This is a genomic window from Labedella phragmitis (genome assembly GCF_004078635.1).
Lineage (GTDB): Bacteria > Actinomycetota > Actinomycetes > Actinomycetales > Microbacteriaceae > Labedella > Labedella phragmitis.
Genome location: NZ_RZNB01000002.1, coordinates 74623 through 101370, shown reverse-complemented (window position 1 = coordinate 101370; position 26748 = coordinate 74623). Strand labels below are relative to the sequence as shown.

Here is a 26748-nt window from a genome sequence, read left to right as displayed (position 1 = left end):
TTCAGTCACATGCTCCCGTCGACGGGAGCACGGCCGATCAGAAGTTGATCATATGACCCGTGAGGCCGTGGAAGCCCTCCTGCAGCGCCTCGCTCAGCGTGGGGTGCGTGTGCACGTTGCGAGCGAGCTCGGTCGCGGTGAGGTCCCATTTCTGCGCGAGCGTGAGCTCGGGGAGCAGCTCGGAGACGTCGGGGCCGATCATGTGCGCTCCGAGGAGCTCACCGTACTCGGCGTCGGCGACGAGCTTGACGAAGCCCGTCGGCTCGCCGAGACCGTGCGCCTTGCCGTTCGCCATGAACGGGAACGACGTGACCTTGACGTCGTGCCCCTCGTCGCGCGCCTGCTGCTCGGTGAGGCCGAAGCTCGCGACCTGCGGCTGGCAGAAGGTCGCGCGCGGCATCATCCGGTAGTCGCCGAGCTCCTGCGTCTCCGCGTCGGCGATGGTCTCCGCCGCGACGACGCCCTGAGCCTCCGCGACGTGCGCGAGCTGCAGCTTCGCCGTGACGTCGCCGATGGCGTAGATGTGCGGGACGTTCGTGCGCATGCGGCCGTCGATCGCGATCGCGCCGCGCTCCGTGAGCTTCACGCCCGTCTTCTCGAGGCCGTAGCCCTCCACGCGGGGAGCGAAGCCCACGGACATGAGGACCTTGTCCGCGGTGAGCGTGCCCGTGGAGCCGTCCTTGGCCGTGTAGGTGACCGTGACCTGCGAGCCCTCGTCCGTCACCTTCTCGACCTTGGTCGAGGTCATGATCGGGATGCCGTAGCCCTTGTACTGCTTCGTGATCTCCTTGGAGACGTCGACGTCCTCGTTGGGGAGGGCGCGGTCGAGGAACTCGACGATCGTGACCTCGACCCCGTAGTTGCGCATGACGTAGGCGAACTCCATGCCGATCGCGCCGGCACCGACGATCACGATCGACGAGGGCAGCTCGCGCTCGAGGATCTGCGACTCGTACGTCACGACGTTGTCGCTCAACTGGACGCCCGGGAGCAGGCGCACGACCGAGCCGGTCGCGATGATGACGTTGTCGAACGAGACGGACGTCGTCTCGCCGTTCGAGAGGGCGACCGACAGCGAGTGGTCGTCGACGAACGTGCCCCGACCGTCGAACTCGGTGATCTTGTTCTTGCGCATGAGGAAGTGAACGCCCTTGACGCGGCCGTCGGCGACGGTGCGGCTGCGGTCGAACGCCACGCCGTAGTCGAAGGAGACGTCACCGCTCATGCCGAAGGTCTTGGCCTGGTGGGTGAAGATGTGGGCGAGCTCCGCGTTGCGCAGGAGCGCCTTCGACGGGATGCACCCGACGTTGAGGCAGACCCCTCCCCAGTACTTCTCCTCGACGATCGCCACGGACTTCCCGAGCTGGGCCGCGCGGATCGCGGCGACGTACCCGCCGGGTCCCGCTCCGAGGACGACGACGTCGAAATGCTGATCGGTCATAGTGAGTGCCTCCCGCTGAAACTGTCACCGTCAACTCTATTCGCGCCGAGGACCGTCGGCGCCCACCCGCTCGAAGGCGGAGCACGCCACGAGAGAACGGCCGGCGGAGGATCGTTAGGACAACAGCTCCCGGATGTCGTCGGCGTCTATCGCCGAGCCGAAGGCGTCGCCGTCGTCGAGCACCCTGTCGACGAGGATCGCCTTGCGCTCCTTGAGCGCCATGACCTTGTCCTCGATCGTGTCCGTCGCGATGAGGCGGTAGACGACGACGTTCTTGTCCTGACCGATGCGGTGGGTACGGTCGATGGCCTGCTCCTCGCTCGCGGGATTCCACCACGGGTCGAGCAGGAAGACGTAGTCGGCCTCCGTGAGGGTGAGACCGAAACCCCCCGCCTTGAGGCTGATGAGGAACACCGGTGCCCGACCGGACCGGAACTCCTCGACGACGCTCGCGCGATCCCGCGTCGAGCCCTCGAGGGTCACCGTCTCGACGCCCTCCGCCGCGAGCCGCGCCCTCACACGGTCGAGGTAGCTCGTGAACTGGCTGAAGACGAGGGCACGGTGCCCCTCCGAGATGACCTCCCGCACGTGATCGACGAGTCCGTCGAGCTTGCTCGACGGGACGTCCGCGAAGTCGGGACTCACGAGCGACGCGTCGAGCGCCAGCATCCGCAGGAGCGTGATCGAACGGAACACGATGAACCGGTTCCGGTCGAGATCCTCGATGAGGCCGAACAGCTTCTGCCGCTCCCGCTGGAGGTAGAGGTCGTAGATCTCCCGATGCTCTGGTGCGAGATCGATCGAGATCGTCTGCTCGATCTTCTCGGGGAGTTCGGGCGCCACGATCTCCTTCGTCCGGCGGAGGAGGAACGGCGAGATCCGCCGGCGCAGCCGCTGCAATCGCTCCTCGCGCAGTGATTCCGTCACCGCGGGCGCCGATCCGGCACCGACGCCCGATGTGATGCCGCCGACGGGGTTCTCGATGACGCGCACGTACTCCTGGGTGAATCGGCGAGCGGATGGGAACAGACCCGGCGATGTGAGGGACAGCAGGGCGTGCAGTTCCGTGAGCGAGTTCTCGATGGGGGTTCCCGTGACGGCGATGACGACCTCGGCCTCGAGATCGCGTACGGCTTCATGAATGAGCGATGCCTGGTTCTTCACGAATTGCGCCTCGTCGAGGATGACGCCGGACCAACCGACGGTCGAGCGATACGCCTCGGCGTCGAGGCGGAGCAGCGCGTAGCTCGTCACGACGATGTGCGCGCCAGCGGCCAGCTCCGCGATGCGGGGACCTCCGGCGGCCTCGGTCGTGGTCGCACGCCGGACGTCGAGCCCGGGAGCGAATCGAGCGGCCTCGGCGACCCAGCCCGGCGTGACCGAGGTGGGAGCGACCACGAGGAACGGGCGGAACCCCGGTGCACTTTCCGCGTCGGAGGCGGACGACCCCGCCTCCGCCTCAGCCTCCTCGACGACGTGCTGCACGAGGGCGAGGCACTGCAGCGTCTTCCCGAGCCCCATGTCGTCGGCGAGGATGCCACCGAGCCGATGCCGCCAGAGGAAGGCGAGCCACGAGAATCCCTCGTGCTGGTACGAGCGCAACTCGGCGGCGATTCCCCGCGGGATCGGGACCGGCACGGGTCGATCGCCGCGCGCCTCCTCGACGAGCGCTCGCCATTCGGCGGCCGGCACCGACTCGTCCGCGAGGTCCTCGAAGTCCGCCCAGAGACTCACGTGCCGACGACTGATCGAGGGCGTCGTCTCCCACTCCGCGAGGTCCTTCGCCTCCTCGATGAGCTCGGCGAGCCGCGCGAACGCGGGATGCGACAGCGACAAGTACGTGCCGTCGACGAGGAGCAGCCGCTTGCGCCCCTTGGCGAGTGCGGTGAAGAGCGGGAGGAATGGGATCGTCCGGCCGTCGACCGTGACGCTCACGCCGAGGTCGAACCAGTCGCGCTTGTCGCTCGGGATCGTCGACACGACGAGCTCCGGCTCGCCCGTGAGCCGCGTGTAGGCGGGCTGAGTCCCGACCGTCTCCACGCGCACGAGGGGCAGCGATCGGAGGCGCGGCAGCAGCTCGGTCGCGAACTCGGCGGACTCCGTACCGTCGAGCAGGATGTCGCGCGGAAGGGGCGGCTCCGCGTCTCCCCCGGTCGGAGGCATGACCGACACGTCGGGCGATCGGGTCTCGACGGCCGGGAGCCAGGACTCCGGCAGCAGTCCGTCCGGAAGGACCTCGTCGAGGGCCGGAACCGGTCCGCCGCCACGGGAGCGACGCCATCGCCACGAGAGCTCCGTCTCGTGACGTGCGCCGAACCGCACGAGCAGCACGAGGGTCGCGGGAGCGGCGGCGGGCAACGCGACGGAGGCGTCGTGGCTCGCGACGTCGACGCGTTCGCGCAGAGCCGGGACGTACCCGGAGACGAAGTCCTCGATGTCGCCGGATGGCACGACGAGACCGGCGGCGAGCGGTCCCGAGCCGCGGAGTATCGCGAGTTCATCCGCGCCGAGCGGCCGATCGGTCGGCGCGATGAGGACGTTCCGCGGGTTGACCGCGTCGACGACGGAGACGCCATGGGTCCCGATCGGCCGCGCGTGCGCGAGGTCGATCTCGGTGGCGTCGATCGTGAGCCGAGGCGCGAGCCGCAGCCCCGCCGTCGTGAGCGTCGCGTCGAGCGCGAGCCGAGCCGAGTCGCCGATCGTGACGCTCGACCCCGACCCGGTGCCCACGAGGGCGATCCCGAGCTGCGTCGTCTGATCGAGCATCGCCCACAGGACGGGGTTCGCGAACTCGTCGAGGAAGACCATGCTCGCGTCGGGGTCGAGGGTGAGCGCCCCGACGGCGCGGTGGAGGGCGCCGAACTCGGAGAACCACCGGTGCTGGTCCGGATCGAGGTTCATGCGGTTGAGCAGATGCGGGAGGTTGGTCCATGTCATCTGGCCGCGCGCCCACCCGCGCGAGGTCTCGGCGGTGGGACGCACGGCGAGCCGGTACTCCCCCGTTCCGGGAGGGTCACCGCGCTTGACCGGGGCTCCCGCCGAGCGGGTCGTCGGACCGTTCCAGCGGTGCGCGTTGCGCGGGATGAGCTCGCGCAGTTCGAACTGGAGCGCGAGCCGCGTGTACGGACGCCGACCGGCCGCGCCAGGACGGGAGCTCGAGGGCGGATCATCGGAGCCGCCCTCGCGTCCACCCTCCCTCGGCCCGTAGGCCGCGAGCGCGTCGCGCCAGGAGGCTCCCGCCGTCTCGTCGCTGAGACCGCCGCGCTCCTCCGTGGTCGGGCGCGCAGGGGTCATGGCTCGATCCTGCCACCCGGCGGCGACATCGAGGTTCCGCGGGATGCGGCGCGACGAGCGCGGGAGGATCGGCTCAGGCGCCTGCTCGCCCGACGAGTCGTCGCGCGTACGCCGTCGTCGGCCCGTCGAAGACGGCCGCGACCGGGCCATCGTGCGTGACGGCTCCGCGCTCGAGGATGACGAGGTCGTCGGCGAGGGTCCGGATGTCGGCGGCGTCGTGCGTCACCACGATGGTCGCGCCGCCGAAGTCCGCGAGGTGGTCGGCGAGTTCGAGGCGGACGTCGTCACGCACCTCGACGTCGAGCGCCGCGAGGGGTTCGTCGAGGAGCAGCACGTCGGGCTCCGTCACGAGCGCGCGTGCGAGGGCGACGCGTTGCCGCTGGCCCCCCGAGAGCCGGTGAGGCCGCCTGTCGGACAGGCCCGACAGGCCGAACCGGTGCAGCCACTCCGCCGCCCGCTCCCGTGCCTCCAGCCGACCGGCTCCGGTCGAGCGCGGGCCGAACGCGACGTTGTCGAGCACCGTGAGATGCGGGAACAGCAGGTACTCCTGGAAGACCATCCCGACCCGCCGCGCCTCCGGCGGCACGTGCGTTCCGACGTCGTCGAGCACCCGCTCGCCGACGCGGACGCCGACGGTGTCCGCGACGGTCACTCCCGCGATGCACTCGAGGACGGTCGTCTTGCCCGCGCCGTTCGGTCCCGCGATCGCGAGCGTGCGCCCGGCCAGCGCGAGGAACGCCGCATCGAGCGCGAACGACCCGCGGCGGAGCGAGACGTGCACGTCGAGATCCCCGGCTCCGCGGCGCTCGCCGCTCGTCGCGCTCACGCCGTCGTCCCCGGCACCCAGCGGTCGCGCAGCGCGACGAGGACGACGACGGACACCACCATGAGGACGAGCGACAGAGCGATGGCCGCTTGCGGGTCCCGCTGCAGTTCCAGATACGTCGCGATCGGGAGGGTCTGCGTGACACCGGGGAAGCTCCCCGCGAACGTGACCGTGGCGCCGAACTCGCCGAGCGCCCGAGTGAAGCACAGTACGGCGCCGGCACTCACCCCGGGAGCGACGAGCGGCAGGGTGACACGCCGGAACACGGTGGCCCGCGACGCGCCGAGGGTCGCTGCGACCTGCTCGAACCGCCGATCCGATGCCCGGATCGCGCCTTCGACGGCGAGTACGAGGAACGGCATCGCGACGAAGACCTGCGCGATCACGACCGCTGTCGTCGTGAACGGGATCGTGACGCCCCAGGCGTCCTCGAGCGGTCCTCCGAGAAGACCACGACGACCGAGCAACAGGAGAAGGGCGACGCCGCCCACCACGGGAGGGAGCACGAGCGGGACGGTCACGAGGGCGCGGAGCACCCTCCGCGGCACGACTGGCCATGCCGCCGACCGCGCGAGGACGAGAGCGAGCGGGACGCCGAGCGCGAGGGCGATGAGAGTCGAGAGCAGCGCGGTCCCGAGCGAGAGCGTGAGCGCGCTCACGACCTCCGACCGTCCGAGCAGTTCGGGCAGTTGCGCCCACGGTGCGCGGACCGCGAGGGCCGCGAGCGGGAGGACGAGCAGGGCGAGAGCGACGCCCGCCGCGATCCAGACGAGCGGGGACAGTCGAGGTGTGGACCGATCACTCCGCCTCCCCGCGCTACGGGGCACCGAAACCGGCCCCGTCCAGGATGCCGCGCGCCTCGTCCGAGAGCACGAAGTCGACGAAGGCGTCCGCGGCGTCGGGATTGGGCGCGTCGGCGAGCACCGCGATCGGGTAGACGTTGACGACGTCGTCCGCCCCGTCGACGGCGATGCCCTCCACCGCGTCACCCGCGGCGAGGACATCCGTGCGGTAGACGAGTCCGGCGTCCGCCTCCCCCAGTCGCACCTTCGTGAGCACGGACGTGACGTCCTGCTCGAGCGTGTCGGGAGCCGCCTCGACGTCGACCGCGTCGAGCAGCGTCACCGTCGCTGCGCCGCACGGCACCTCCTCGGCGCAGAGGGCGATGGCGAGGTCCGACCGCGCGAGGTCCGCGAGCCCCGTGACACCCGCCGGGTTCCCCACGGGCACCACGAGCTCGAGCGAGTTCGAGGTGAACGCCGTCGATCCCGACACGGCGCCGTCGTCCTCGACCGACGCCATCGTCGCGAGGTCCGCCGACGCGAAGACGTCGGCGGGAGCGCCCTGCCGGATCTGCTCGGCGAGCGACGAGCTGCCCGCGAAACTCACGAGAACGTCGACGCGCGGGTGCAGCTCCTCGAAGCGCGTCTCGAACGTGCCGAAGACATCGGAGAGGGAGGCCGCCGCGAAGACCGTCACCTGGCCCGTGAGTTCCTCCTCGGCCGCGGTCCCGGCAGACGACGATCCCGGCACCGTGTCGACGCCACCGGCGCAGCCCACGAGCGGGAGGACGAGGGCCGACCCGACGGCGAGGCGTCGAGCCGCCGACCATACCCCGCCGAGTGCCGTCATGATGTCCTTCCGCGGACACACGTCCGTCGCGAGCCGATCCTACCGAGCGTTCGAGGCGACGGCCCCGGTGGATCGGGCGTCCGCCGCCCGGCCGACGTCCGCGTCCGGGTGCGATAATCGCGACATGCCCGATTCCGCCCGGTTCGCCCGCCAGATCGTGCTCCCCGGATTCGGCGACGCCGCACAAGACAGGCTCACCGCGAGTCGTGTCCTCGTGGTCGGGGCCGGTGGCCTCGGCAGCACCGTCATCCCGACCATCGCCGGAGCGGGTGTCGGCACGATCGGGATCGTGGACGACGACGTCGTCGAGACGAGCAACCTCCACCGTCAGCTCGTGCACGGCACGGACGATGTGGGGCGTCGCAAGGTCGATTCCGCCGCCGACCGGGTCAGGGAGCTCGCTCCCGACGCGACGGTCGTGCGCCATCCCGAGCGCCTCACCGCCGCCAACATCGAGGAGATCCTCTCCGGCTACGACCTCGTCGTCGACGGCAGTGACAACTTCCCCACGCGCTACCTCGTCAACGATGCGACGACCCTCGCCGACCTCCCGTCGGTGTGGGGCGCGGTGTCGCAATACGGCGGGCAGGTCGGCGTCAGCTGGGCGTCGCGCGGGCCGCAGTACCGCGACCTCTTCCCCACGCCGCCGCCGCCGGGCTCGGTCCTGTCGTGCGCCGTCGGCGGCGTGCTGCCCACGACGGTCGGCGTCATCGGCTCGCTCATGGCCACGGAGGTGATCAAGATCATCACGGGTGTCGGCGATCCGCTCGTCGGTCGCGTGACGGTCTTCGACGGGCTCTCGGGAGGCTTCCGCGAACTCGCGTATGGGGCCGACCCGGATGCCCGACCGGTGACGGAGCTCATCGACTACGACGCCTTCTGCGGCATCGCCCCGGCCGACGCCGCGACGACGATCTCGGCCGAGGACCTCGCCTCCCGTCTCGACGATGTGACGCTCGTGGATGTCCGCGAGCCCTGGGAAGCGGCGATCGCCAGTCTCCCGGGTGCCGTCCTCCTCCCGCTCGGGGAGCTGCCGTCCCGACTCGACGAGATCGACACCTCGAGACCCGCCGTCGTCTACTGCCATCGGGGAATCCGATCGGCCTCGGCGCGCGAACACCTCGAGGAGAACGGGATCGACGCCGTGCACCTCGACGGAGGCATCGACGCGTGGTCCCGGCTCGTCGACCCGTCGATCGTGAGGTACTGAACCGCCATGGCTTCCTTCCACCGCCGCTCCGTCGAGGAGCACGCCGCCAGCATCGCGGAGCTACTGGCCGGAACTCTCGAGCCCCGCGAGGAGATCGTCGTGCTCGACGACGCCCTCGGCCGCGTGACGACGGCACCGGTCGCGTCGCCCGTCGATCTGCCGCTCTTCCGCAACTCGCAGATGGACGGGTTCGCCGTCCGGGCCGCCGAGGTCGCCGACGCACCCGTGTCGTTGCCCGTCGTCGGCGAGGTGGCGGCCCGCGCCGGAGAGCCGGCCGCCCTCCGCCCCGGCACGGCCGTCCGGATCATGACGGGCGCCGTGGTCCCCGAGGGCGCCGACGCCGTCGTCCCGGTCGAGGACACGCATCCCGCGGACACGGATCCTTCCGCGCCCGCCGGCGTGGTCGTCGAGCGCTCTCGCCTGGCCGGCGAGTACGTCCGCGACCGCGGCAGCGACGTGCGGGAGGGGGACGAACTCCTCCCCGCCGGTACCCTGCTCGCCTCCCGCCACCTCGCGGTCCTCGCCGCCGCCGGCCTCGCGACCGTGACCGTGCGGGCTCGCGTCCGCGTCGCCGTCGTCACGACGGGCGCCGAACTCGTCGCCCCCGGTTCCGACCCTGGACCGGGGCAGGTGTTCGACTCGAACGGGCCGGCCCTCGTCGCCGCCGTCCACGCAGTGGGCGCCGAGGTCGTCGTTCGAGAGAGCGTGGCAGACGATCACGACGATTTCCGTCGCGCCCTCGCCGCGGCGACGGCGTCCGCCGACCTCGTCGTCACGTCCGGCGGCATCTCGATGGGCGACTACGAGGTCGTGCGCGAGACGCTCGAGCCCCTCGGGGCGGACATCGGTTCGGTCGCGATGCAGCCCGGCGGGCCGCAGGCCGTCGCGACGGTCGACGGCGTCCCTGTCGTGTGCTTTCCCGGCAATCCCGTGAGCACGCAGGTGTCGTTCGAGGTGTTCGTCGCTCCGCTCCTGCGCCGAGCGGCCGGCCGCCCTGAGCGCGTCGTGTCGACGCGGACCCTTCGCGAGGACGTGCGTTCCGTCCCGGGGAAGCGGCAGTTCCTCCGCGGCCGCAGCGACGGCGCCGCCGTCGGACTCGTGTCCGGCCCCGGTTCGCACCTCGTCGCGGGGCTCGCCGCGGCGGACGTCCTCGTGGTCGTCCCCGAGACCGTGCTCGAGCTGCAGGCGGGCGACCAAGTGGAGACGTGGGAGCTGTGACCGCGCCGTCGAGTCACGACGCCGCGAGCGTGACAGCATGAAGGACATGACCGACGCTCCGCGTTCCCCGCTCACCCACCTCGACGCGGACGGCCGCGCCCGCATGGTCGACGTCGGCGGCAAGGACGTGACGGACCGGTCGGCGACGGCCGCCGCGCGTTTCCTCACCCGCCCCGACGTCGTCGCCCTCGTGCGCTCCGACGACCTGCCGAAGGCCGACGTGCTCGCGACCGCCCGCATCGCCGGCATCCAGGGCGCGAAGCGGACGAGCGAGCTCATCCCCCTGTGCCACCCCCTCGCTCTCTCGTCCGTCTCCGTCGACTTCGAGTTCGAGGAGTCGTCGATCGTCGTGACGGCGACGGTCACGACGACCGGCCGGACCGGCGTCGAGATGGAGGCGCTCACCGCCGTCGCGATCGCCGGGCTCACCCTCCACGACATGGTCAAGGCCGTCGACCCCGAGGCGATCCTCGACGACCTCCGTCTCATCGCGAAGAGCGGCGGAAAGCGCGGTCACTGGACGCCCGGCCCCCTGCGAGCGGGGACGGCCGCCGTCCTCGTCGCCTCGACCGCTGGAGCGGCCGGAACGCGCGAGGACACGACCGGTCCCGCCATCGCTGCGTGGCTGAGCGAGCGCGGCTACAGCGTCGACGGCGTCGAGGTCGTCGCGGATGCGGACGTCGCGGCGGCTCTCGAAGCCCTCGTCGCGACGTCTCCAGCGGTCGTCATCACGACGGGAGGCACCGGGATGTCGCCGAGCGACCGCACGCCGGAGGCGACTCGGCGGGTGCTCGACCGCGAGCTGCCCGGCGTAGCCGAGGCCATCCGCGCCGCTGGAGCGGCGAAGACGCCCACGGCCGCGCTCAGTCGCGGCCTCGCAGGGACGTCGGGCGGCACCGTCGTCGTCAACCTGCCCGGCTCGCGCGGGGGCGTCGCCGACGGCCTCACTGTGCTCGACGGCCTGCTCGATCACCTCGTGGCCCAGATCGCGGGCGGCGGTGCTCATGAGTGATGCACTCGAGCTCATCAGCTCCGTCGACATCGACGTCGCGGCCGTCGAGAACGCTGTCCTGACCGATCACGACGGCGCGCTCGTGACCTTCCGCGGCATCGTCCGCGACCATGATCACGGCGAGTCCGTCTCGGCCCTCGACTACCAGGCGCACCCGGAGGCCGCGCGTTTCCTCGCGGAGTGCTGCGAGACGATCACGCGGGAGACGGGTGTCCGCGTCATCGCCGTGCACCGCGTCGGTTCCCTCGAGGTCGGCGACACCGCTCTCGTCGCCGCGGCAGCAGCGGCCCACCGGCACGAGGCCTTCGACGCGTGCGAGCGCCTCGTCGACCTCATCAAGAAGACCGTGCCGATCTGGAAACGCCAGCACCTCGCCGACGGCGCGACGGAGTGGGTCGGGCTCTAGCCTCGCCCGGTCGGAGATCTCAGCCGCCGGCGAACGGCGGGAGCACGTCGACCCGCGCGCCGAGCGCTCGGGAGTCGTCGCGGCTCACGACGCCGTCGACGAGGAACGAACCGGACGCGAGCACTCGCGCCATCGCCTCGCCGTAGCGCTCGACGAGGACAGCGCGGAGTTCGCCCACCGTCGCCGTCCCCTCGATGCGCTCCTCCTCGAGTCCGGCCGCCTCGGAGGCCGCGGCGAAGTACCGCACGACCACGCTGCTCCCGGCCTCAGCCACCGATGGCTCCCATGCTGCGCGCGGGACGGACGAAATCCGCCGACGCCATGCCGTGTCCGGCCTGCTTCCCCCACATCGCGGCGCGCCAGCGATCGGCGATCTCCGCGTCGTCCGCTCCGCCGCGGAGGAGGCCGCGCAGGTCCGTCTCGTCGTCGCCGAAGAGGCACGAACGCACCGTGCCCTCCGCGGTGAGGCGGGTGCGGTCGCACGTCTCGCAGAACGCGCGCGTCACCGAGGCGATGATTCCGACGGTCGCGGGGCCGCCGTCGACGAGCCACTCCTCGGCGGGGGCCGACGGGTCCTCGCGATGCGGGCTCGTGAGCGTGAAGCGCGAACCGAGTACCCCGAGCAGCTCGGCGGCGTCGACCATGTTGTCGCGCGCCCACGCCTCGTCGGCGTCGAGAGGCATCTGCTCGATGAAGCGCAACCGGACGCGATTCTCGAGCGCCCACGCGAGCAGATCCGCCGATCCCGCGAGGGTGTCGCGCATGAGCACGGCGTTGATCTTGACGGGCGTGAGACCCGCGCGCTTCGCCGCCTCGATCCCGGCGAAGACCGCCGGCAGACGGTCGCGTCGTGTGAGCCGCGCGAAGTGGTCGCGATCGACGGTGTCGAGCGAGATGTTGACACGCGTGAGACCAGCGGCCATGAGTTCGTCGATCCGCTTGTCGAGACCGATCCCGTTCGTCGTGAGCGAGATCGAGGCGCCTCTCGCCACGGCGGAGCTCTTCGCGAGGATCTCGGCGAGGTCGGCACGCATGAGCGGTTCCCCGCCGGTGAAGCGGACGTCGTGCACGCCGAGGTCGCGAGCCGCGATCGCGACGAGACGGGCGATCTCGTCGGGCGTGAGCAGATCCTTGCGCGCGATCGCCGGCAGGCCCTGCTCGGGCATGCAGTAGGTGCAACGCAAGGAGCACTTCTCGGTGATCGACACGCGTAGGTCGCGGGCGACCCGTCCGAACCGATCGACGAGGCCGTCCGCGTCGGGGCGGCCGGTCGTGTCGGGACGCACGTCGGGAGCACGCCGGATGCCGGGGAGCCCGAGCGCGATACTCGTCATGGCTTCACCCTAGTTCCCGTGGCGCCGGCATGGTGCCGCATCACAGTCCCGGTGACTAGCATGACGCCCATGTCGACTCGCCGCCCGGAGCGCCCCGCCACGCCGTCGGAAGGCCGCATCCCTGCGGCCGTCTCGACCCCGCCGCCTTCGGTGCTCGCCGGTGCCGTCGGAACCCTCGCCGCCCTCGTGACACTCGCCGTCGCGGAACTCGTCGCCCTGATGATCGACCCGGCGTCGAGTCCCCTCCTCGCCGTCGGCTCGCTCGTGATCGACCTCGTGCCCTCATGGGTCAAGGACCTCGTGATCGCGCTCTTCGGAACGAATGACAAGATCGTCCTCCTCCTCTGTCTCGGCGTCGTGGTGGCGGTCCTCGCCGTCGTGGCGGGTGTCCTCGAGTGGCGCAGGACCCCGTGGGGCACCGTCGTCCTCACTGTGGTCGGGGTCGTCGCGGTCATCGCCGCGACGACCCGCTCGGGGGCGACAGGCACTTGGGCCGCTCCGACCGTCGTCGGTGTCGTCGTCGGCGTATTCGTCCTCCGCGTCGGTTCGGAGCGGTTGCGCGCGTGGATCGGCGCGGACCCCCGGCCGCGCGTCGCGCCCGCCCTGCCTCCGCTCCCCGGGAACGATCCGACCGCCCCGGTGGGGTCGTCCGGCGGGTCGGCCGCGACCGCCTCCTCGCGTCCGGACCCGTCGCTCGCGGAGACGGCCGTCGACCGACGCCGCTTCCTCGTCTTCACGGCGGCCACCGCCGTCGGTGCCCTCCTCGTCGGCGTCGGCTCCCGCGTCGCCAACGCCGCGTCGGCAGCGGCAGGCGCTGCACGGCGCACCCTGCGGCTCCCCACGGCGGCGACGGCGGCGGCGCCCGTCCCCGCTGGAGCGGAGCTCGGCATCGACGGCCTCTCCCCCGTCGTGACGCCCAACGCCGGGTTCTACCGCATCGACACGGCGCTCCAGGTCCCGAGCATCGATCCCGCCGAGTGGACGCTACGCGTCTTCGGCGAGGTCGAGGAGGAGTTCGAGCTCACGTTCGACGAACTGCTCGACCTGCCGATGCAGGAGAGCGTCGTCACTCTCGCGTGCGTCTCGAACGAGGTCGGCGGTGACCTCATCGGCAACGCCGTCTGGCTCGGCTATCCCCTCCGGGAGCTCCTCGCTCGAGCCCGACCGCGCGAGGGCGCCGACATGGTGCTCTCGCGGAGCATCGACGGCTTCACAGCCGGCACGCCGCTCGCCGTCCTGCAGGAGGAGGACCGCGACAGCCTCATCGCCGTCGGCATGAACGGCGAGCCGCTCCCGCTCGAGCACGGATTCCCCGCGCGACTCGTCGTCCCGGGACTCTACGGCTACGTCTCCGCGACGAAGTGGGTGACGTCCCTCGAGGTGACGCGCTTCTCGGAGGCGAGGGCCTACTGGACGGACCGGGGGTGGTCGGCGGAGGGACCCGTGAAGACGCAGTCCCGCATCGACGTGCCGACGAATCGAGCGCGCGTCTCCGCTGGCCGCGTGGCCGTCGCCGGGGTCGCGTGGGCGCAGCACACGGGAATCGATCGCGTCGAGGTGCGGGTCGACGGCGGGGCGTGGGCGGCGGCACAACTCGCGATGGCGATCTCCGCCGACACCTGGGTGCAATGGGTGTACCCGTGGGACGCGACGACGGGCGATCACCTGATCCAGGTGCGTGCGACGGACAACGGCGGCACGACACAGGGCGAGCGCGAGGTGCCCGTCGTCCCCGACGGCGCCGAGGGGTGGCACACGATCGAGGTCACGGTCGCCTGACGACAGCGGTCACGACCGCGATCCGCTGTATCGCCGGACCCGTCGGCTCAGTACGATGAGCGGGACGAGCGTGCGTCGGCGACGAGTGGAGGAACGACATGGCCGTGTTCAGTCGCGGATTCGGGGGCCGCACCCGGGAGAGCTCTCCGGACCTCCCGCCCGGACAGTTCCTCACCGAGGACTTCCCCGTCCTGTCGGCGGGTCCGACGCCCCGAATCGACACCGCCGAGTGGTCGTTCTCCATCCGCACCGAGACAGGCGCCCAGCACGCGTGGAACTGGGACGAGTTCCGGGCGCTCCCGTCGGAGCTCGTGTCGACGGACATCCACTGCGTCACCCGCTGGTCGAAGCTCGGGACGTCGTGGCGCGGCGTCTCCCTCGACACGCTCTTCGAGGAGGTCGAGTCGAGTTACGACTACGTCATGGCCCACTCGTACGGCGGATACACGACGAACCTCCCGCTCGAGGACCTGCTCGACGGCAAAGCCTGGATCGCCTACGAGTTCGACGGCGAGGACCTCGACCCCGAGCACGGCGGCCCGGCCCGACTCCTCGTCCCGCACCTGTACTTCTGGAAGAGTGCGAAGTGGGTGCGCGGTCTCGTCATGATGAAGGACGACGAGCCCGGTTTCTGGGAGCAGAACGGCTACCACACGTACGGCGACCCCTGGCAGGAGCAGCGGTACTGGTGAGCGCGGCACGATTCGCCACGGACGAGCCGCGGACCGCTCCGAACGCTCGCCGGGTGAGCGGACGGTGACGGACTGGAAGGTCGGGACGGTCACGGACACGCGCACGGAGACACCGACGGGACGCAGCATCACGATCTCCGTCGACGGCTGGCCCGGCAACCTCGCCGGACAGCATCTCGACCTGCGGCTCACGGCTCCCGACGGCTACCAGGCGGTGCGGTCGTACTCGATCGCGAGCGTCGGCGACGCGACCAGCGTGCAGCTCGCGGTCGATCGCTTTCCCACGGGCGAGGTCTCGCCGTATCTCGTCGACGAGGTCCTCCCGGGCGACCAGCTCGAGGTCAAGGGCCCGCTCGGCCGGTGGTTCGTCTGGACACCGGAGGACACCCGTCCGATCCAGCTCATCGCCGGCGGTTCCGGGATCGTGCCGCTCATCGCCATGGCTCGGGCGCACGCGATGGCGGGCAGCACCACGCCGTTCCGGCTCCTCTACTCGGTCCGCACGCCCGAGGACCGGTTCTTCGCCGACGATCTCGCCGCGCTCGAATCGGAGACCTTCCACGTCGACTACGTCTACACGCGGTCGACGCCCGCCGACTGGCCCACTCCGCCCGGGAGGGTCACGCGCGAGGTCATCGAGGCCGTGACGATCCCGGCCTCGGACTCTCCCGGGGTGTTCGTGTGCGGACCGACGGGTTTCGTGGAGGCGGTCGCCCGGTCCCTCGTCGACCTGGGGCACCAACCGCAGTCCGTCAAGACCGAACGTTTCGGAGGCTGACCATGTCGAGTCATGTGGACGGAAACGCCCTCGCCGGCCCCTTCTCGGAGGTCTTCCGGACCGACATGACGACGGCGGTGTGCTGCTGCGGGGGATGCGGCGACACCACGACTCTCGCGACCGAGATGGTCTACGGGACCGATGCGCTCGCGCACGGCTCCATCGTCCGGTGCCGGTCGTGCGACGACGTGCTCATCACACTCGTCGAGACGCCCGACCGTCTCGTCGTCCGCTTCCCCGGCATCGCGACGCTGAGCGTCGATCGCGACACCCCGCCCGCCTGATCGGCGCTCGTCGCTGCTCAGACGCCGACGTAGGCGGCGAGGTGCTCGCCCGTGAGGGTCGAGCGGTCTGCGACGAGGTCGGCGGGCGTGCCCTCGAAGACGATCGACCCGCCGTCGTGCCCGGCCCCCGGTCCCACGTCGATGATCCAGTCGGCGTGCGCCATGACGGCCTGGTGGTGTTCGATGACGATGACGGAGGTGCCGGAGTCGACGAGCCGGTCGAGCAGGGCGAGCAGGTTCTCGACGTCGGCGAGGTGCAGTCCCGTCGTCGGCTCGTCGAGGATGTAGACGCGGCCCTTCTCCCCCATGTGCGTCGCGAGCTTGAGCCGCTGGCGCTCCCCGCCCGAGAGCGTCGTGAGTGGCTGCCCGAGGCTCACGTATCCCAGGCCGACGTCCGCGAGCCGGTCGAGGACGGCGTGCGCTGCCGGGGTGCGGGCATCGCCGGCGCCGAAGAACGCCTCGGCCTCCGTGACCGACATCGCGAGCACCTCGCTGATGTCCTTGCCGCCGAGCGTGTACTCGAGCACTGACGCCTGGAAGCGCTTGCCCTCGCACACCTCGCACGTCGAGGCCACGCTCGCCATGACCCCGAGGTCGGCGTAGACGACGCCGTTGCCGTTGCAGTTCGGGCACGCGCCCTCCGAGTTGGCGCTGAAGAGAGCAGGCTTGACGCCGTTGGCCTTGGCGAATGCCTTCCGGATGGGCTCGAGCAGCCCCGTGTAGGTCGCGGGGTTGCTGCGCCGGGACCCCTTGATGGCGCCCTGGTCGATCGAGACGACGCCATCACGCCCCGCGATCGAGCCGTGCACGAGCGAGCTCTTGCCGGAGCCGGCGACACCCGTGACGACCGTCAGCACGCCGAGCGGGACGTCGACGGCCACATCCTTCAGGTTGTTCGCCGAGGCGCCGCGCACCTCGAGCGCACCCGTCGGGGTGCGGACCGTCTCCTTGAGGGCCGCCCGGTCGTCGAGGTGACGCCCCGTGAGGGTGTCGCTCGCTCGCAGCAACTCCACCGTGCCCTCGAAGCAGATCTCGCCGCCGTGGACGCCCGCGCGCGGGCCGAGGTCGACCACGTGGTCGGCGATGGCGATCGTCTCCGGTTTGTGCTCGACGACGAGGACGGTGTTGCCCTTGTCGCGCAAGCGCAGCAGGAGCTGGTTCATGCGCTGGATGTCGTGCGGGTGCAGCCCGATCGTCGGCTCGTCGAAGACGTAGGTGACGTCGGTGAGCGACGACCCGAGGTGACGGATCATCTTCGTGCGCTGCGCCTCCCCGCCGGACAGCGTGCCCGCCGGTCGGTCGAGGGACAGGTAGCCGAGACCGATCGACACGAAGGAGTCGAGCGTGTCGGACAGCGCGGTGAGGAGCGGGGCTACCGACGGCTCGTCGAGGCTCCTGACCCATTCGGCGAGGTCGCTGATCTGCATCGCACTCGCCTCGGCGATGTTGACGCCGCGGATGCGCGAGGAGCGCGCGCCCTCATTGAGCCGCGTGCCGCCGCACTCCGGGCACGTCGTGAAGGTGACGGCACGGTCGACGAAGGCGCGGATGTGCGGCTGCATCGCCTCGCGGTCCTTCGAGAGCATCGACTTCTGCAGCTTGGGGACGAGGCCCTCGTACGTCATGTTGATGTCGGAGACCTTCACCTTCACGGGCTCCTTGTAGAGCAGGTCGTGCAGTTCCTTCTTCGTGAAGTCGCGGATCGGCTTGTCGGGGTCGAAGAATCCGGATCCCGTGTAGATCCTCACGCCCCAGCCGTCAGCGGTGTACCCGGGGATCGTGATGGCGCCCTCGTTGAGCGACTTCGACTCGTCGTAGATCTGGGTCAGATCGATGTCGTTGACCTTGCCCATCCCTTCGCAGCGCGGACACATACCGCCGGTGATGGAGAAGTCCCGGCGCTCCTTCGTCGTGACGCCGCCCTTCTCGAACGTGACGGCGCCCGCGCCGGAGATGGAGGCGACGTTGAAGGAGAACGCCTGCGGCGCACCGATGTACGGCTCGCCGAGGCGACTGAAGAGGATGCGGAGCAGGGCACCCGTGTCCGTCGCGGTGCCGACCGTCGAACGGACGTTCGCGCCCATGCGCTCCTGATCCACGAGGATCGCCGTCGTGAGGCCCTCGAGCACGTCGACATCCGGTCGCGACTGGCTGGGCATGAAGCCCTGCACGAACGAGCTGTACGTCTCGTTGATCATGCGCTGCGACTCCGCGGCGATCGTCGCGAAGACGAGGGAGCTCTTGCCGGAGCCCGAGACGCCCGTGAACACCGTCAGCCGCCGCTTCGGCAGGTCGACCGACACGTTCTTGAGGTTGTTCTCGCGCGCGCCGACGACGCGGATCAGGTCGTGTCGATCGGCCGGGTGCCGGGGACCGTCGGAAGGGTGGGAAGAGGAAGCGGCGGGAGCGGAGACTTCGGGCGTCGTCGACATGGTCCGATGGTAGCGACGACAGCGGACAGCGCGCGTCCTGACTCAGCCTCCCAGAACGCGGCGGTCGGCCGATCGGCGGGCACCGAGTACCCTTAAAGGATGACTTCCCTTCAGGACACGACGGAGCCGGGCGACGCGGCGTCGACGGACACCGTGAACGCCGCCGCAGAGCAGATCCCCGAGACCCAGACATTCGCCGACCTCGGGCTCGCCGACACCGTCCTGAAGGCCGTCAAGGACCTCGGCTACGAGACGCCGTCGGCCATCCAGGCCGCCACGATCCCGACCCTGCTCGAGGGGCGCGACGTCGTCGGCCTCGCGCAGACCGGTACCGGAAAGACGGCGGCGTTCGCGCTGCCGATCCTCTCGCGGCTCGACACGTCGCAGAAGAAGCCGCAGGCCCTCGTGCTCGCGCCGACGCGCGAACTCGCCCTGCAGGTGTGCGAGGCGTTCGAGAGCTACGCAGCCCACCTCCGAGGCGTGCACGTCCTCCCCGTCTACGGCGGACAGGCCTACGGCGTCCAGCTCTCGGCTCTCCGCCGCGGCGTGCACGTCGTCGTCGGAACACCCGGCCGCATCATGGACCACCTCGAGAAGGGCACCCTCGACCTCTCCGAGCTCAAGTACCTCGTGCTCGACGAGGCCGACGAGATGCTCCGCATGGGCTTCGCCGAGGACGTCGAAACGATCCTCGCCGACACCCCGTCCGACAAGCAGGTCGCGCTCTTCTCCGCGACGATGCCGGCACAGATCCGCCGCATCTCGCAGAAGTACCTCAACGACCCCGAAGAGATCACCGTCAAGAGCAAGACGACGACCTCCTCGAACACGACGCAGCGCTACCTCGTCGTCTCCTACCCGCAGAAGGTCGACGCCCTCACGCGCATCCTCGAGGTCGAGAACTTCGAGGCGATGATCGTCTTCGTCCGCACGAAGAGCGAAACCGAGACGCTCGCCGAGAAGCTCCGTGCCCGTGGTTACACGGCGGCCGCGATCAGCGGCGACGTCGCACAGGCGCAGCGCGAGCGCACGGTCAACCAGCTGAAGTCGGGCAAGCTCGACATCCTCGTCGCGACGGACGTCGCCGCTCGCGGCCTCGACGTCGACCGCATCAGCCACGTCGTCAACTACGACCTGCCGATCGACACCGAGTCCTACGTGCACCGCATCGGCCGCACCGGCCGTGCCGGTCGCACGGGAGACGCGATCAGCTTCGTCACGCCGCGCGAGCGCCGCATGCTCACCTCGATCGAGAAGGCGACGCGTCAGCCCCTCACGCAGATGCGCCTCCCCACGGCCGAGGACGTCAACGCCACGCGGCTCTCGCGCTTCGACGACCAGATCACGGCGGCGCTCGGCCAGACGGAGCGCATCGACCGATTCCGCGACATCATCGGGCATTACGTCTCGCACCACGACGTGCCGGAAGCCGACGTGGCCGCGGCCCTCGCGGTCGTCGCGCAGGGCGACGAGCCGCTCCTGCTCGACCCCACTCAGGACCGCTCGGAGAGCTTCACCGAGCGGCGCGACCGTCCCGAGCGGGGCGACCGCGACGACCGCTTCGGCGGCGGCGGACGCTTCGGTGGAGACGACCGGCCGGAGCGGCGTCAGCGCCCGTCGAGCGGGCCGATGGCGACCTACCGCATCGCGGTCGGTCGCCGCCAGCGCGTCGAACCCCGTCAGATCGTCGGAGCCCTCGCGAACGAGGGCGGGCTCAGCCGCGAGGACTTCGGCATGATCGACATCCGTCCGGACTTCTCCCTCGTGGAGCTCCCGGCGGACCTCTCCGAGGACAAGCTGGCGAAGCTCGCCGAGACGCGCATCAGCGGGAAGCTCATCGAGCTGCGACCGGATCGTGGCGCGCCGGGCAAGCGCCCCCGCACCGACGGTCCGCGCGGCGGAGGCGACCGTGGCGGGTACCGCGATCGCAACGACGACCGCGGCGGCGACCGACGTGGCGGATCCCGCGACGACCGGCCGGAGCGCAAGCCCCGCTACTGAGCCGAGAGCGAACCGCACGAGCCTCTTTCGACCGCCGGCCCTCCCGGGTCAGACGGTCGAGAGGGGCTCGTGCGGTTCGGGCGGGAGGACGACGGTGATGCCGTCGCCCGGTCGGATGACGCCACTCGAGCGGACGACGGCCATCACACCCGTGCGGCGCTCGACGGTGCCGTCGTCGTCGACGCGGATGCACGACTTCATCAGCCCGTCCTGGAAGCGGTCGATCTGGACGCACGGGTTGCGCAGTCCCGTGATCTCGACGCTCGCGTCGCCGCCGAGGCGCAGTACGGTGCCGCGCGGAAGGTCGAGGAGCTCGACGCCCGTCGTCGTCACGTTCTCGCCCAACTGACCGGGCCCCACGGAGAAGCCCTCGTCCGCCAGTTCGGCGAACAGCTCACTGTGGATGAGGTGCACCTGACGGAGGTTCGGTTCGTCCTTGTGCCAACGCTTCCGTGACAGGTGCTGGACGGTCGTCCCGGCATGGGCGTCGCCTTCCACACCGAGGCCCTCGAGGAGCACGATCTCGGGCACCGTCGGCTTGCTGAAGTGATGGCCGCGGTCGAGACTCACGGACACGACCGCGGGGGCTGCAGGGCTCATGCACCGATTCTGCCCGCTGCGGCGCGTCGCCCGCCCGCTGACACACCTCGATGCCATCGAGCGACCACAAGCGGAGTACGTCGTCCACAGATGCGCCCCTGGTCGGATGCGGATCACAGTTTCACCTGCGATTCTGAGGACATGAACACGTCAGTGAAGCGCTGGGTTCCGTTCGCCTCCGTCCCCCTCGTCGCCGTCGCCGCGGCGATCGCCATCCCCCTGTCGACGAACGCCGCCCAGGACCTCCCCGAGAAGACCCCGGAGGAGCTCCTGACCTTCGTCGCGCAGAGCGACGTGCGCGCCTTCTCGGGCGAGTTCACGCAGACGTCCGACCTCGGCCTTCCCGACCTCTCCGCGCTCGGTGGTTCCGGCACCGGCGCCACGAGCGACGACTCCTCGATCGCCGCAGCCATCATGGAACTCGCGACCGCGTCGCACGATGGGCGCGTCTACGTCGACGCCGACAACGGCGCCCGTCTCCAGGTGCTCGACCGGCTCGGAGAGCGCGACGTGATCGCCACGGAGGACGACGGCCTGTGGGTCTACGACTCGGGCGAGAAGTCGGCCATCCACATCACCGCCACGGGCGACGTCCCCGACTCCCCCACGTTACCGCCGGCCGACGTCCCCACTCCGTCCTCCGTCGCGGAGGACCTGCTGGCCTCGCTCGACGGCACCACGACGGTCGCCGTCGGCTCCACCGCGACGGTGGCCGGGCGCAGTGCATACGAGCTGCTCCTCACCCCGCGCGACGACGCGTCGCTCGTCGACTCGATCACCGTGTCGATCGACGGCGAAACGGGTCTGCCTCTCGGGCTCGCCGTCACGGCCGACGGTTCCTCCTCTCCGGCCATCAGCGTCGCCTACACGAGTATCGACTTCAGCACTCCCGATGCCGACCTCTTCTCCTTCACACCCCCGAGCGGTGTCGAGGTCACCGAGAAGACCTCCCCGGCGAACGAGCACTCCGACCCGGCAACGCCCGAACCCGGAACCGGGCTGCCCGGCGCCACCACCTCCGGCAGCGGATGGACGACGATCGTCGAGCTGCCGGCCGGTGACGCATCGGCGTTCGAGGGCCTCGACGCCGTCACGACGGCCGTCGACGGCGGCCGTGTCCTCTCGTCCTCCCTCGTCAACGTGCTCTTCACGGACGACGGCCGCGTGCTCGCCGGAGCGGTGTCCATCGACGCGCTGGAGGCGGCCGCCCGATGACCACGAGTGGGCTCGCGGTCGAGACCCGCGGTCTCACCAAGCGATTCGGTCGCCACGAGGCCGTCTCCTCCCTCGACCTCGATGTCCCGACCGGATCGGTCTTCGGCTTCCTCGGACCCAACGGATCGGGCAAGACCACGACCATCCGCATGCTCCTCGCCCTCGCGGCGCCTACAGCCGGCACCATCTCGGTGCTGGGTTCGGAGATGCCGTCGCGATCGGCCGACGTCCTGCCCCGTGTGGGTGCTCTCGTCGAAGGGCCCGGGTTCTACCCGTTCCTCTCGGGCGAGGCCAACCTCACGCGCTTCGACGCCGCCGAGCCCGGGACCTCGTCCCGAACGCGGGAGGGTCGCGTCGCCGACGCGCTCGCACGGGTCGGACTCCCTGCGGCGGCGCGGAAGAAGGTCGGTTCGTACTCGCTCGGCATGAAGCAGCGGCTCGGAATAGCCGTCGCTCTCCTCTCGCCGCGCGACCTCATCGTGCTCGACGAACCGACCAACGGTCTCGATCCGCAGGGCACCCGCGAGGTGCGAGCGCTCATCCGCGGACTGAACGCCGACGGCACGACCGTCCTGGTGTCGAGCCACCTCCTCGCCGAGATCGAGCAGCTCTGCTCCCACGCCGCCATCATGCGGACGGGTCGGCTCGTCGCTCAGGGCGGGCTCGACGAGTTACGGGGCACGACGGCCGCGTTCGAGCTCGAGACCCCCGATGCGGAACGCGCCGTCGGTGTGCTCGCTCGGCACGGCCTCGCAGCTCTCGTGACGGACGACGTGCATGTCGGCGACGGCCGCCGCGTCGACGCGGCGCTCCCCGGCGACGTCCTGTCCGAGGACCTCGTGTCGGCCCTCGTCGCGGCCGACGTGCGTGTCCGCGGTGTCGCCGTACGACGCCCGTCGCTCGAGGAATGCTTCGTCGAACTCACCGGGGAGGGATTCGATGTCGAACGCTGAAGTCCCCGCCGCGGACCACGGCCGTGCGTCGAGCACCGCGCGGCCCCGCGGGATCGGCGCCCTGCTCCTGTCGGAGTTCGCCTTGTTGTTCCGGCGCCGCCGTACGTGGGCCCTGCTCAGCGCGCTCGCCGCGATCCCCGTCCTCCTCGCGGTCGCCGTGCGCTTGTCGGGCGAGGGAGGAGGTCCGTCGTTCGTCGGCGAGATCGCCGGCAACGGGCTCTTCACCGGGTTCGCCGCGATCACCGTCGCGGTTCCGCTCTTCCTCCCGCTCACGATCGGTGTCGTCGCGGGCGACTCGACGGCGGGCGAGGCGTCGCTCGGCACGCTGCGATATCTGCTCATCACCCCCGTCGGCCGCATCCGGCTGCTCCTCGTGAAGTTCGCCGCCGCGGCCCTGTTCTGCCTCACCGCGGCTCTGACCGTCATGGTGGTCGGCATCCTGATCGGCCTCGCGCTCTTCCCGGTCGGGCCCGTCACGCTGCTCTCGGGGACCCAGGTCCCCGTGATCGACGCGATCGCGCGAGCACTGCTCATCGCCGTCTACGTCGCCGTCTCGCTCCTCGGACTCTCGGCGATCGGGCTCTTCATCTCGACGCTGACGGACGTGCCCGTCGGGGCGATGGCGGCCACGGTCGTGCTGTCGATCACCTCGCAGATCCTCGGCTCGCTGTCGCAGCTCTCCGCCATCCACCCCTACCTCTTCACGACGCACTGGTTCGGCTTCGGCGATCTGCTGCGCGACCCCATCTCGTGGACGAGCTTCGGCGAGAACGCGCTCCTGCAGTTCGGCTACGTCGTCGTCTTCGGCTCGCTCGCGATGGGACGATTCGTCACGCGCGACATCCTGTCCTGACGCCGCGCGGCAGCGCGTCAGCGGCAGCGCTGTCAGCGGCAGCGCTGTCAGCGGGAGGCGAAGGCGGAGCGGAGCAGCGCGCGGGCGCGGGCGGCCGCGGCGGGACGCTCGGCGGCGGGCGTCCGCGCGAGCAGTCCGGCGAGCATCTCGACGGCGAGGATGACGTCGTCCGTCGCGACGGTCGACGAGATACGTCCGGCTCGCCGCTCGTTGTCCGTGACCGTCTCGGCGACCTCGCGGAAGCGTGCGCCGATGTGCTCGACCCGGGGATCGCCCCGCTCGGCGACGAGGAGGTCGACGAAGGCCGTCGAGACGATGGCCTGCTCGACGACGAGGGTCAGGAGGTCGTCGAGGGTCGAGCCCTCCGCCTCGGCGACAGCTTCGAGCTCGACGATGTTCTCGTCGAAGACGGCGACCGCGAGCGCGACCCGATCGGGGAAATGCCGGTAGAGGCTTCCTTGCCCGACACCCGCGCGACGGGCGACCGCGCTGAGCGGGGCCGACAGCCCGTCCTCGGCGAAGACGGTCCGGGCTGCGGCGATGAGCGCCCGACGGTTCTCGGGGCCCGCGCTCGGCCCCCTGTTCGCCTTGCGTTCCGATGGCACGGGTGTAGCCTATACCGGACAGTGTTGTCCGGTTGTGTGCCGGGCCGCCGCACCCGAGAAGAAAGCAGGACCACAACATGGCCGCGTCACCGTCTCCCCTGTCCGCATCGTCGCCCGTCGGGACATGGCTCGACCACCCCGTCGGCGGACCGATCCTGCGCGATCTGCTCGCGCACTCCGGCCAGACCGCCGACGCGCTGCGGCCGGTCCGCAATCTCGCACTGTCCCGGCTCGTCGCCGTCAGCAACGGCCAGTTCCCCGCGGAGCTCGTGGACGAGCTCGTGCGTCGCGTCGAGGCCGGAGAAGTGCCGACCGGAGCGGCTCCGGAGGGCGCCGCCGCGGCGTCCGAGACCTCCTCGACTGCCTCGGCTGCCGCCGAGCTCCCCCAGTGGACCGAGCGGATCGACGCCGGCCGCTTCGTCGGCAAGACCGTCATCGTGACCGGAGCGGGTTCCGGCATCGGTCGCGCGACGGCCTCGCGCGTCGCCCGAGAAGGCGGTCGCGTCGTCGCCGTCGACATCTCGCAGGAGCGACTCGACGAGTTCGCCTCGGCACACGCCTCCGCCGAGGTCGTGACGGTCGTCGGCGACATCACCGACGACGCGTCGATCGCATCGATCCTCGAGGCGGCGGGCGACCGTGTCGACGCCCTCGCGAACGTTGCGGGGATCATGGACGACATGACCCCCGTCGGCGAGGTGAGCGACGCCGTCTGGTCGCGCGTCTTCCGCATCAACGTGGACGGCACGATGAAGCTCATGCGCGCCGTCATCCCCGGCATGCTCGAGCGGTCGGCGGGCGCGATCGTCAACGTCGCCTCCGAGGCCGCGCTCCGCGGCTCGGCCGCCGGAGCCGCCTATACCGCGTCGAAGCACGCCGTCGTGGGCCTCACGAAGAGCAGCGCGTTCATGTACGGCCCGAGCGGCCTGCGCATCAACGCCGTCGCCCCCGGCCCCACCATCACGAACATCCAGGCGTCATTCGGCTCACCGCTCGGAGCGGAACGCGTGCGCACGGGGATGGCCGTCATGCCCGCAGCGGTCGAGAGCGACGCGCTCGCCGCATCCATCACGTTCCTGCTGAGCGACGACGGCGTCAACGTCAACGGTGTCGTGCTCGCGTCGGACGGCGGCTGGTCCGCCGCCTGACCCCATAAATGCGGCGATGGTGCGCGTCGTTACGCGCACCATCGCCGAATCAATGTTCCGGGGTCAGGGCAGGATGTGGCCGGCCGCGGTGAAGAGGCGGTACCACTCCTCGCGCGTGAGGGTGATGTCGGATCCCGCCGCCGCCTCCCGGACGCGTTCGGGCTTCGTCGTGCCGAGCACGACCTGCATCTTCGCGGGGTGCCGGGTGATCCAGGCCGTCGCGATGCCCGTCGGCGTGACATCGTACCGGGCGGCGAGCTCGTCGAGCACGTCGTTGAGCTCCGCGAAGTTCTCGCGGTCACCCAGGAAGACGCCGTCGAAGAAGCCCTTCTGGAAGGGCGACCACGCCTGCAGCGTGATGTCGTGCAGTCGCGCGTAATCGAGGATGCCATTGTCGCGGTCGATCGACTGGTCGAGACCGACCATGTTCGTGGCGATGCCCGAGGCGATGATCGGCGCGTGCGTGATGCTGAGCTGCACCTGGTTCACGACGAGCGGCTTCGTCACGAAGCGACGGAGAAGGTCGAGCTGGCCGGGGGTGTGATTCGAGACGCCGAAGTTGCGGACCTTGCCGGCATCGGCGAGCTCGTCGAACGCCGCGGCCACCTCTTCGGGCTCGACGAGGGTGTCGGGACGGTGCAGCAGCAGGATGTCGAGGTAGTCGAGTCGGAGGGCCGCGAGCGATTCGTCGACCGTGCGCAGGATGTGCTCCCGCGAGAAGTCGAACGAGCCGTCGCGGATGCCGACCTTGCTCTGAACGATGACGGATTCGCGCTCGGAGGGGCTGAAGCTGACGGCGTCACCGAAGCGCTTCTCCGCGCCGTGTCGCTCGTCGCCGTAGATGTCGGCGTGGTCGAAGACGGTGACGCCCGCGTCACGGGCGGTGCCGACGAGGGTGCGGATCTCCTCGTCACTCAGGGGGCTGATGCGCATCAGTCCGAGGATCACATCGGAGGCGGTCAAATCGGTTTGCGGCAGTGCAATGTTCTTCACTCCCCCATTCTCCCGTGCGCTCGGATCATCCGAGCCGTTGAC

The 26748-nt window shown here is 70.6% G+C and carries 24 protein-coding genes; 13 read left to right on the top strand and 11 right to left on the bottom strand.

Annotated features, from left to right (window positions below):
* Window positions 1-37: 37 nt before the first annotated feature.
* From lpdA to modA, 5 genes are all read right to left on the bottom strand, one after another.
* On the bottom strand, window positions 38-1441 hold the full coding sequence (gene lpdA, locus ELQ90_RS05165) for a dihydrolipoyl dehydrogenase (RefSeq protein WP_128494222.1): 1404 nt from the start codon (window positions 1439-1441) through the stop codon (window positions 38-40).
* Window positions 1442-1555: 114 nt separating this feature from the next.
* The gene (locus ELQ90_RS05160; protein WP_243696022.1) at window positions 1556-4735 is read right to left on the bottom strand and encodes a DEAD/DEAH box helicase; all 3180 of its coding nucleotides are present in this window, start codon (window positions 4733-4735) and stop codon (window positions 1556-1558) included.
* 73 nt (window positions 4736-4808) lie between these two features.
* Window positions 4809-5561: a sulfate/molybdate ABC transporter ATP-binding protein gene (locus ELQ90_RS05155; RefSeq protein ID WP_166408860.1), complete on the bottom strand. Its 753-nt coding sequence runs from the start codon at window positions 5559-5561 to the stop codon at window positions 4809-4811.
* Complete coding sequence (locus ELQ90_RS05150) at window positions 5558-6388, bottom strand: ABC transporter permease (RefSeq protein ID WP_243696021.1); 831 nt, start codon at window positions 6386-6388, stop codon at window positions 5558-5560. Before ELQ90_RS05150 ends, ELQ90_RS05155 begins: the two co-directional genes overlap by 4 nt.
* Window positions 6378-7193: a molybdate ABC transporter substrate-binding protein gene (gene modA / locus ELQ90_RS16910; protein ID WP_128494219.1), complete on the bottom strand. Its 816-nt coding sequence runs from the start codon at window positions 7191-7193 to the stop codon at window positions 6378-6380. Before modA ends, ELQ90_RS05150 begins: the two co-directional genes overlap by 11 nt.
* A 124-nt stretch (window positions 7194-7317) precedes the next feature.
* On the opposite strand from modA, the gene ELQ90_RS05140 reads away from it, so the two are divergent.
* From ELQ90_RS05140 to ELQ90_RS05125, 4 genes are read left to right on the top strand one after another with little or no spacing between them, the layout of a single operon-like run.
* Window positions 7318-8403, top strand: a complete 1086-nt coding sequence (locus ELQ90_RS05140) for a ThiF family adenylyltransferase (protein WP_243696020.1) — start codon at window positions 7318-7320, stop codon at window positions 8401-8403.
* A 6-nt stretch (window positions 8404-8409) separates the two neighbouring features.
* Window positions 8410-9621, top strand: a complete 1212-nt coding sequence (locus ELQ90_RS05135) for a molybdopterin molybdotransferase MoeA (RefSeq protein WP_128494217.1) — start codon at window positions 8410-8412, stop codon at window positions 9619-9621.
* A gap of 37 nt (window positions 9622-9658) precedes the next feature.
* Entirely contained in the window at window positions 9659-10633 is a 975-nt protein-coding gene (gene moaCB / locus ELQ90_RS05130; RefSeq protein ID WP_341810220.1) for a bifunctional molybdenum cofactor biosynthesis protein MoaC/MoaB, read from the top strand.
* On the top strand, window positions 10626-11039 hold the full coding sequence (locus ELQ90_RS05125; protein ID WP_128494216.1) for a molybdenum cofactor biosynthesis protein MoaE: 414 nt from the start codon (window positions 10626-10628) through the stop codon (window positions 11037-11039). The genes moaCB and ELQ90_RS05125 overlap by 8 nt, the downstream gene beginning before the upstream one ends.
* 19 nt (window positions 11040-11058) lie before the next feature.
* Here ELQ90_RS05125 and ELQ90_RS05120 read toward each other — a convergent pair whose 3' ends face one another.
* Both ELQ90_RS05120 and moaA read right to left on the bottom strand, forming a co-directional pair.
* Complete coding sequence (locus ELQ90_RS05120; RefSeq protein ID WP_128494215.1) at window positions 11059-11313, bottom strand: MoaD/ThiS family protein; 255 nt, start codon at window positions 11311-11313, stop codon at window positions 11059-11061.
* Window positions 11306-12373, bottom strand: coding sequence for a GTP 3',8-cyclase MoaA (moaA, locus tag ELQ90_RS05115; RefSeq protein ID WP_128494214.1), 1068 nt, complete (start codon window positions 12371-12373; stop codon window positions 11306-11308). Before moaA ends, ELQ90_RS05120 begins: the two co-directional genes overlap by 8 nt.
* Before the next feature lie 69 nt (window positions 12374-12442).
* On the opposite strand from moaA, the gene ELQ90_RS05110 reads away from it, so the two are divergent.
* The 4 genes from ELQ90_RS05110 to ELQ90_RS05095 all read left to right on the top strand — a co-directional run bounded on the left by ELQ90_RS05110 (window position 12443) and on the right by ELQ90_RS05095 (window position 15906).
* Window positions 12443-14152 (top strand): molybdopterin-dependent oxidoreductase, encoded by a 1710-nt coding sequence (locus ELQ90_RS05110; protein WP_341810219.1) that lies wholly within the window; start codon window positions 12443-12445, stop codon window positions 14150-14152.
* 98 nt (window positions 14153-14250) lie between these two features.
* Entirely contained in the window at window positions 14251-14844 is a 594-nt protein-coding gene (locus ELQ90_RS05105; protein ID WP_128494212.1) for a sulfite oxidase-like oxidoreductase, read from the top strand.
* Between the two features lie 64 nt (window positions 14845-14908).
* Window positions 14909-15622, top strand: coding sequence for a ferredoxin reductase (locus tag ELQ90_RS05100; RefSeq protein WP_128494211.1), 714 nt, complete (start codon window positions 14909-14911; stop codon window positions 15620-15622).
* Window positions 15623-15624: 2 nt separating this feature from the next.
* Window positions 15625-15906, top strand: a complete 282-nt coding sequence (locus ELQ90_RS05095; RefSeq protein WP_128494210.1) for a DUF6510 family protein — start codon at window positions 15625-15627, stop codon at window positions 15904-15906.
* Between the two features lie 17 nt (window positions 15907-15923).
* Here the strand turns inward: ELQ90_RS05095 and ELQ90_RS05090 are convergent, their stop codons facing one another.
* Window positions 15924-18338 carry an ATP-binding cassette domain-containing protein gene (locus ELQ90_RS05090; RefSeq protein WP_128494209.1) on the bottom strand — a complete coding sequence of 805 codons (2415 nt, stop codon included), beginning with the start codon at window positions 18336-18338 and terminating at the stop codon, window positions 15924-15926.
* Between the two features lie 99 nt (window positions 18339-18437).
* On the opposite strand from ELQ90_RS05090, the gene ELQ90_RS05085 reads away from it, so the two are divergent.
* Entirely contained in the window at window positions 18438-20339 is a 1902-nt protein-coding gene (locus tag ELQ90_RS05085; protein ID WP_128494208.1) for a DEAD/DEAH box helicase, read from the top strand.
* Between the two features lie 48 nt (window positions 20340-20387).
* Here ELQ90_RS05085 and ELQ90_RS05080 read toward each other — a convergent pair whose 3' ends face one another.
* Window positions 20388-20939 (bottom strand): MOSC domain-containing protein, encoded by a 552-nt coding sequence (locus tag ELQ90_RS05080; protein ID WP_128494207.1) that lies wholly within the window; start codon window positions 20937-20939, stop codon window positions 20388-20390.
* 141 nt (window positions 20940-21080) lie between these two features.
* On the opposite strand from ELQ90_RS05080, the gene ELQ90_RS05075 reads away from it, so the two are divergent.
* Genes ELQ90_RS05075 through ELQ90_RS05065 form a run of 3 tightly spaced genes read left to right on the top strand, consistent with a single transcriptional unit; the run spans window position 21081 to window position 23960 of the window.
* Window positions 21081-22154 carry a LolA family protein gene (locus tag ELQ90_RS05075; protein WP_128494206.1) on the top strand — a complete coding sequence of 358 codons (1074 nt, stop codon included), beginning with the start codon at window positions 21081-21083 and terminating at the stop codon, window positions 22152-22154.
* Window positions 22151-23107, top strand: coding sequence for an ABC transporter ATP-binding protein (locus ELQ90_RS05070; RefSeq protein ID WP_128494205.1), 957 nt, complete (start codon window positions 22151-22153; stop codon window positions 23105-23107). The genes ELQ90_RS05075 and ELQ90_RS05070 overlap by 4 nt, the downstream gene beginning before the upstream one ends.
* On the top strand, window positions 23094-23960 hold the full coding sequence (locus tag ELQ90_RS05065; RefSeq protein WP_128494204.1) for an ABC transporter permease: 867 nt from the start codon (window positions 23094-23096) through the stop codon (window positions 23958-23960). The genes ELQ90_RS05070 and ELQ90_RS05065 overlap by 14 nt, the downstream gene beginning before the upstream one ends.
* Window positions 23961-24007: 47 nt before the next feature.
* Here the strand turns inward: ELQ90_RS05065 and ELQ90_RS05060 are convergent, their stop codons facing one another.
* Window positions 24008-24565: a TetR/AcrR family transcriptional regulator gene (locus tag ELQ90_RS05060; protein ID WP_128494203.1), complete on the bottom strand. Its 558-nt coding sequence runs from the start codon at window positions 24563-24565 to the stop codon at window positions 24008-24010.
* Between the two features lie 77 nt (window positions 24566-24642).
* Here ELQ90_RS05060 and ELQ90_RS05055 point away from each other — a divergent pair, with 77 nt between their 5' ends.
* Window positions 24643-25713, top strand: a complete 1071-nt coding sequence (locus tag ELQ90_RS05055) for an SDR family NAD(P)-dependent oxidoreductase (RefSeq protein ID WP_128494202.1) — start codon at window positions 24643-24645, stop codon at window positions 25711-25713.
* A gap of 63 nt (window positions 25714-25776) precedes the next feature.
* On the opposite strand, the gene ELQ90_RS05050 is transcribed toward ELQ90_RS05055, so the two are convergent.
* Window positions 25777-26706, bottom strand: coding sequence for an aldo/keto reductase (locus ELQ90_RS05050; protein ID WP_208020574.1), 930 nt, complete (start codon window positions 26704-26706; stop codon window positions 25777-25779).
* Window positions 26707-26748 lie beyond the last annotated feature (42 nt).